Here is a 5,312-nt window from a genome sequence, read left to right as displayed (position 1 = left end):
TGCCAGCCGGCGCCCTTGAGCTGCTTGAGCAGCAGGCCCGCCTCGGTGTAGTAGCCACCGAAGAACAGCGCCGTGGCGCCGGAGTTACGGATCTTGGTGACCACCGCGGAGAAGTTGGTCTGCTTGACCTGGACCTTGTCCTCGCCGACCGGCGTGCCGATGACCTTCTTGACCTCGTCGGCCAGACCCGCGCCGTACGCCGACTGGTCGTCGACGACGTAGACCTTCTCGGCCTTCAGCACGTTCTTGATGTACCGGCCCGCGGCCGGACCCTGCGACTCGTCGTTACCGACGCCGCGGTGGAACACGCTCCAACCCTTGGTGCTCAGGCTCGGGCGGGTCGCCGACGGGGTGATCGTCGGCAGGTTGCCCGACTGGAAGATCGGGTCGGCGACCTCGGACTCACCGGAGAACGCCGGGCCGATGATCGCGATGACCTTCTGGTCGCCGACCGCCTGGGTCGCCAGGGCCGGGGCCTTGGCCGGGTCACCCTGCGAGTCGTACTCGACGATCTCGGCGGTGCAGTCGGCGTTTTCCTTGTTGTATTGATCGATCGCCAGCTTGGTGCCGTTACGCATGTGGATACCCAAGCCGGCCGCGTCACCGGTGAGCGCGCCGAAGAAGCCGATCTTCATGCCACACGCGGCGTTGCTACCGCTACCGCCGTCTCCGCCGTCGTCGTCTCCGGCCTGACACGCGGCGCCACCGAATACGAGCGCGGCGATGGCGATGCCACCGAACGCCCGCGCGAGCTTCTGCCTCAAGGCTCGAACCCTCCTCCATCAAATGGCCCGAACCACCCGCTGCCGATTGGCTCTTGCGGGACAGACGAGCCCGACCGCTATCTCGGTCTGCGCCGGGACGTTATCCCACCAGGCGGGCAACCCGTAAGGGCTTGGCCGCGCAGTTGACGAAACCGTTACGTAGCGTGCTCAGTCTGACGGTAACGCTGTCATAAAGCTCTACTGTTTGGGCTGGTCAGAGCCCTCAGTCGGGGTCTCGGTCAAGATCCGCTCAGCCACCTCACGCATGGTCATACGGTGGTCCATGGCGGTGCGCTGGATCCACTTGAACGCCTGCGGCTCGGTCATGCCATAAGTGGTCATCAACGTCCCCTTGGCCCGCTCGACGGCCTTGCGCGTCTCCAGCCGGTCGTTGAGCCCGGCCACCTCGGACTCGAGGGCGGCGATCTCCTGGTAGCGGGAGAGGGCGATCTCGATCGCCGGCACCAGGTCGCTCTTTTGGAACGGCTTGACGAGGTAGGCCATCGCGCCGGCCGCGCGGGCCCGCTCCACCAGGTCACGCTGGCTGAACGCGGTGAGGATGACGACCGGCGCCACCCGCTCGCCCGCGATCCGCTCGGCGGCGGCCAGCCCGTCCATGATCGGCATCTTGATGTCGAGGATGACGAGGTCGGGCTTGAGGTCGAGGGCGAGCCGCACGGCCGTCTCACCGTCACCGGCCTCGCCGACCACGTCGTAGCCCTCTTCGACCAGCATCTCGGCCAGGTCCAGGCGGATGAGCGCCTCGTCCTCGGCGATCAGCACCCGCCTGCGCTCGGCACCCGCCTGCGTGTCGGCCACGAACCCCTACCCCTCACTTGCTCCCGACACTCCGACCGGTCGGGTGCCGTCGCCCTCAGCGTAGTGGGTAGTCTGGTCGCGGTCAGTTCCCGACCCGACCGACGTCCCCGTATCCCAACCGGCAGAGGAACGGAGCTCAAACCTCCGACAGTGTGGGTTCGAATCCCACCGGGGGCACACCTGCCAGGCATGTTTCGCCTGATCAGCCCGTTGGTCGCCGATCTCGCCTCGAAATGAGGACTCCCCGGTGACCAACCCCCCTCCACCGGCGCCCGGTCAGCCGGAGCCGCCCCGCCCGCCCTATCAGCCCTATCCGCCGCAGGCCGGCCCGTGGCCGCCGCCGGCCGGCATGGGGCCACCACCACTGGCGCCGCCGCCACCGAAGAGCAGGCGCGGCCTGGTCATCGGCCTGGTGGCCGGCGCGGTCGTCGCGGTCCTGCTGTGCGCGGGCTGTGTGACGGCCGCCGTCGTGTACTACGTGAACGACGGCGCGATCGACTCCGGCACGAACGGCGACCGTGCCGCGCCGCCCGCCGGCTCCGGCGGCGCGTGTGGCGCCACGAGCCGGGCGGCCGAGCCGGCGGACAAGGCGGTCGGCATGCCGGACTTCGCGGGCGCCCCGCGCTCCGGCACCGCCACCATGCGGATCACCACCAACCTCGGCCCGATCACCATCACGATGGACCGCGCGGCCACCCCGTGCACCGTGGCGAGCTTCGCCCACCTGGCCGCCAAGCACTACTTCGACGGCAGCCCGTGCCACCGGCTGGTCACCGAGGGGCTCTCCATCCTCCAGTGCGGCGACCCGACCGGCACCGGCACCGGCCAGCCGGACTACGCGTTCGCCGACGAAAACCTGGCCGGCGCCCGCTACACCCGCGGCGTCGTCGCGATGGCGAACGCCGGCGCCGGCACGAACGGCAGCCAGTTCTTCATCGTGTTCAAGGACGGCGAGCTCGATCCGGCGTACACCCCGTTCGGCACCGTGACGGCCGGCCTGGAGGTCGTCGGCCAGGTCGCCGCCGGAGGCCACGACAACTCCCTCGCGGGCGGCGGCGGAAAGCCGAAGGTGGCCATCACCATCCAGGGCCTGACCGTCGACGCCTGACCCGTCGCCTTCTCCGCCATCCTCACGCGCCGCCGATCGACGGCTGAGGCCTCGAGGTCGTGCGCAACGAGATCGACCCGGCGAAGATCACCGACCGGATCGCGCGCCTACCGACCGACCTGCTCCGCCACAAGATGCTCATGACCCTGCACCCGGTGCCGGACGGGGTCATCGTCGAAACGATCGTCCTACCGCTGGTCCGCGGAGACCTCCCGTGACGGGGTCGACCGCGCGGTGAGCCCGGCGCGCTCGAAATGCCAGAAGAGCATGGCGCCCATGCCGTCGCTGGCGGCACGGGTGGCCTCGGGCAGCAGCGCCTGTAGCGACCACGGCCAGAGGTCCCACGGCCCCAGGTCCGCCGCCTTCTCCTCCGCGGGCTCCGGTGCATCCTCTGTGGACTGCGGCGCGCCGCCGCCGGGTGGAGGCTCCTCAGTGGACTCGGGCGCGCCGCCGCCGAGCCGGGGCTCCTCGCACCGGACGGGCCGCAGCCCCACCGGCAGCGCGGCGCGCAGGTAGTCGCCGACGAGGTGCCGCGCGGCCGGCATCCGGCCCGGCGCCCCGTCCGGCAAGCGCACGCACGGGATCGAGCCGAGGGCCACCATGTCCGGGTGGATGTCGCAGAGCACGAGGTGGCCGCCCGGCCGCAGCACCCGCGCGAACTCCGCGAACACCGGCCCCAGCGCGCGCACGTGGGTCAGCGCCAGCGCGCAGGTCACCACGTCGACCGAGCGGTCGGCCACCGGCAGCCGGTGCAGGTCTCCGAGGAGGAACCTCGCCGACGGCACCCGCTCGCGGGCCCGGGCCAGCATGTCCGGTGAGCCGTCGACGCCGGTGACCCGGTGGCCGCGCTCGGCGAGCAGCGCGGAGTAGCGCCCGGTGCCGCAGGCGGCGTCGAGCGCGTCGCCAGCGGGCAGGCCGTCGAGGATGTCGACCACGATCGCGTCCCACTCGAACGCGCCGTTGGGCTCCGCGTCGTAGGAACGCGACCAGATCCGGTAACCCTCCACAGTGTCCACCGACGCGACCTCGACACCGGGACCGGCCAGCGTGCCGTCGTCGAGCAGGCGGCGTACCTCCGCGAGGCGGGCCTCGACGAACGCGCGGTCGTGCTCACCGGTGAACGCCCGCAGCAGCGCGATGCCCTCGATGCCGAGCAGGTAGGCCAGCGGGTGCTCGTACGTCACGGCCCGACGCTAGCGAGGCGCACTCGGCGGAGCCACCGGTTTATCCGAGCCCGAACCGCTCGGCGAAGGACGTCATCTGGGCGTACCGCTCCACGGCATCCTCCCCCGTGGCGCCGACGACGACACGGGTCACGCCCTCGGCCGCGAGCGCCTCGACCCGCTCCGGCGACACGTCGATGGACGCCCAGCGGGTGACCTCAAGCGCGGCCGGGTCGCGGCCGGCCGCCACGGCGCTCGCGCGGGCGAGCTCCAGATGGGCGCGCCGCTCCTCCGGAGGGAGCATGCCGCCCGCGAACCAGCCGTCGCCCCGCCGCCCGGCCCGGCGCGCGGCGGGACGGCTCGACCCTCCGATGTGGATCGGCAGGTGCGTGCCGCCGTGCGGCTTGGGATAGCAGGTCAGGTCGTCGAAGTCGAAGAACTCCCCGTGGAAGCTCACCCCCTCCTCGCCCCCACCCCACAGCAGGCGCAGCACGTCGATCGCCTCGTCGGCGCGGCGCCCCCGGCTGGCGAAGTCGACGCCGGTCGCGTGCGCCTCGCCGGGCAACGTGCCGAGCCCGACGGTGAGCAGCCGCATGCGCCCGCGCGACAGCACGTCGATGGTCGCCAGCCGCTTCGCGAGGACGACAGGGTGGTGGTACGGCAGCAGCAACACGCCGGTGCCGAGCAGGATCCGCGAGGTCGCCGCCGCCACGAAGGCCAGCGTGTCGAGCGGGTCCGGGATGGCGAGCGCCGGCGGGATCGGCGTCTGACCGATCGTGGCGCCGGGGTAGAGCACGATGTGCTCGGGCAGGTAGATCGCCTCGAAGCCGCACTCCTCCGCGTCCCGCGCGTACCGGACGAGGATCTCCGGGTCGACCCCGTGGTAGTGCGGGCTGTAGCTGATCGCGAACCTCAACGCGCCGCGCCCAGCTGCTCGCAGAGCTGGCGGCGCACCGTTTCGAGCCGCTCGATGTACGCCTCCACCTCGGCGAGCTTGCGCCGCAGCACGCTCACCGAGTCGGGGCAGACGTCGCCGCTGGGGTTGCCCGCCCGCAGGCACGCCACGAACGGCCGGATCTCGTCGAGTACGAAGCCGGCGGCCAGCAGCGCGCGTATCTCCCGCACCACGCGCAGCTCCGCCTCGTCGTAGTCCCGGTAGCCGTTGGCCGCGCGCCGCGGCCGCACCAACCCGTGCGCCTCGTAGTAGCGCAGCGCCCGCGTCGTGGTGCCCGCCTGCCCCGCCAGCTCCCCGATTCGCATGATCACAACGCTAAACCTTGCCCCCGACGTCAACGCAAGCCTCGCGCCTGGCCGTCACCGGTCACCCCCGGGTCGTACCGATCACGCTGATCGCGCGGGTGACGCTTTCAAGTAGATTTGCCCACGTCCGCGTCAGCGGCGGACCGTATGCTCCCGCGGGCACCGCTCCCGGCCGGCGGCTCGCAGCGCTCGCCGAAA

7 protein-coding genes and 1 tRNA gene are annotated in these 5,312 nt (G+C 71.6%); 3 read left to right on the top strand and 5 right to left on the bottom strand.

What is annotated here, in order from left to right; translation table 11 throughout:
* Positions 1–764: branched-chain amino acid ABC transporter substrate-binding protein (locus tag ACTMTJ_RS45325; RefSeq protein WP_441225301.1), on the bottom strand; the 764-nt coding region annotated here is incomplete at its 3' end.
* A 198-nt stretch (positions 765–962) separates the two neighbouring features.
* A complete protein-coding gene (locus ACTMTJ_RS45320) occupies positions 963–1,583 on the bottom strand; it encodes an ANTAR domain-containing response regulator (protein WP_441225299.1) in 621 nt (206 codons plus the stop codon).
* A 103-nt stretch (positions 1,584–1,686) separates the two neighbouring features.
* Here ACTMTJ_RS45320 and ACTMTJ_RS45315 point away from each other — a divergent pair.
* From ACTMTJ_RS45315 to ACTMTJ_RS45305, 3 genes are all read left to right on the top strand, one after another.
* Positions 1,687–1,760: transfer RNA gene (locus tag ACTMTJ_RS45315), tRNA-Leu, on the top strand.
* A gap of 70 nt (positions 1,761–1,830) precedes the next feature.
* A complete protein-coding gene (locus ACTMTJ_RS45310) occupies positions 1,831–2,691 on the top strand; it encodes a peptidylprolyl isomerase (RefSeq protein ID WP_441225297.1) in 861 nt (286 codons plus the stop codon).
* Between the two features lie 59 nt (positions 2,692–2,750).
* Positions 2,751–2,909, top strand: coding sequence for a hypothetical protein (locus ACTMTJ_RS45305; RefSeq protein ID WP_441225295.1), 159 nt, complete (start codon positions 2,751–2,753; stop codon positions 2,907–2,909).
* On the opposite strand, the gene ACTMTJ_RS45300 is transcribed toward ACTMTJ_RS45305, so the two are convergent.
* Genes ACTMTJ_RS45300 through ACTMTJ_RS45290 form a run of 3 tightly spaced genes read right to left on the bottom strand, consistent with a single transcriptional unit; the run spans position 2,880 to position 5,114 of the window.
* Positions 2,880–3,875: a class I SAM-dependent methyltransferase gene (locus tag ACTMTJ_RS45300; RefSeq protein ID WP_441225293.1), complete on the bottom strand. Its 996-nt coding sequence runs from the start codon at positions 3,873–3,875 to the stop codon at positions 2,880–2,882. The two genes, ACTMTJ_RS45305 and ACTMTJ_RS45300, sit on opposite strands and share 30 nt — an antisense overlap.
* A gap of 40 nt (positions 3,876–3,915) precedes the next feature.
* Positions 3,916–4,770, bottom strand: coding sequence for a TIGR03619 family F420-dependent LLM class oxidoreductase (locus ACTMTJ_RS45295; RefSeq protein ID WP_441225292.1), 855 nt, complete (start codon positions 4,768–4,770; stop codon positions 3,916–3,918).
* Positions 4,767–5,114: a MerR family transcriptional regulator gene (locus tag ACTMTJ_RS45290; protein WP_441225290.1), complete on the bottom strand. Its 348-nt coding sequence runs from the start codon at positions 5,112–5,114 to the stop codon at positions 4,767–4,769. The genes ACTMTJ_RS45295 and ACTMTJ_RS45290 overlap by 4 nt, the downstream gene beginning before the upstream one ends.
* Positions 5,115–5,312: the final 198 nt, after the last annotated feature.

Origin of the sequence: Phytohabitans sp. LJ34, from assembly GCF_052068095.1 — a bacterium.
GTDB lineage: Bacteria > Actinomycetota > Actinomycetes > Mycobacteriales > Micromonosporaceae > Phytohabitans.
Note: the sequence above shows the minus strand (reverse complement) of the source record. Positions and strands in the feature narration are given on the sequence as shown.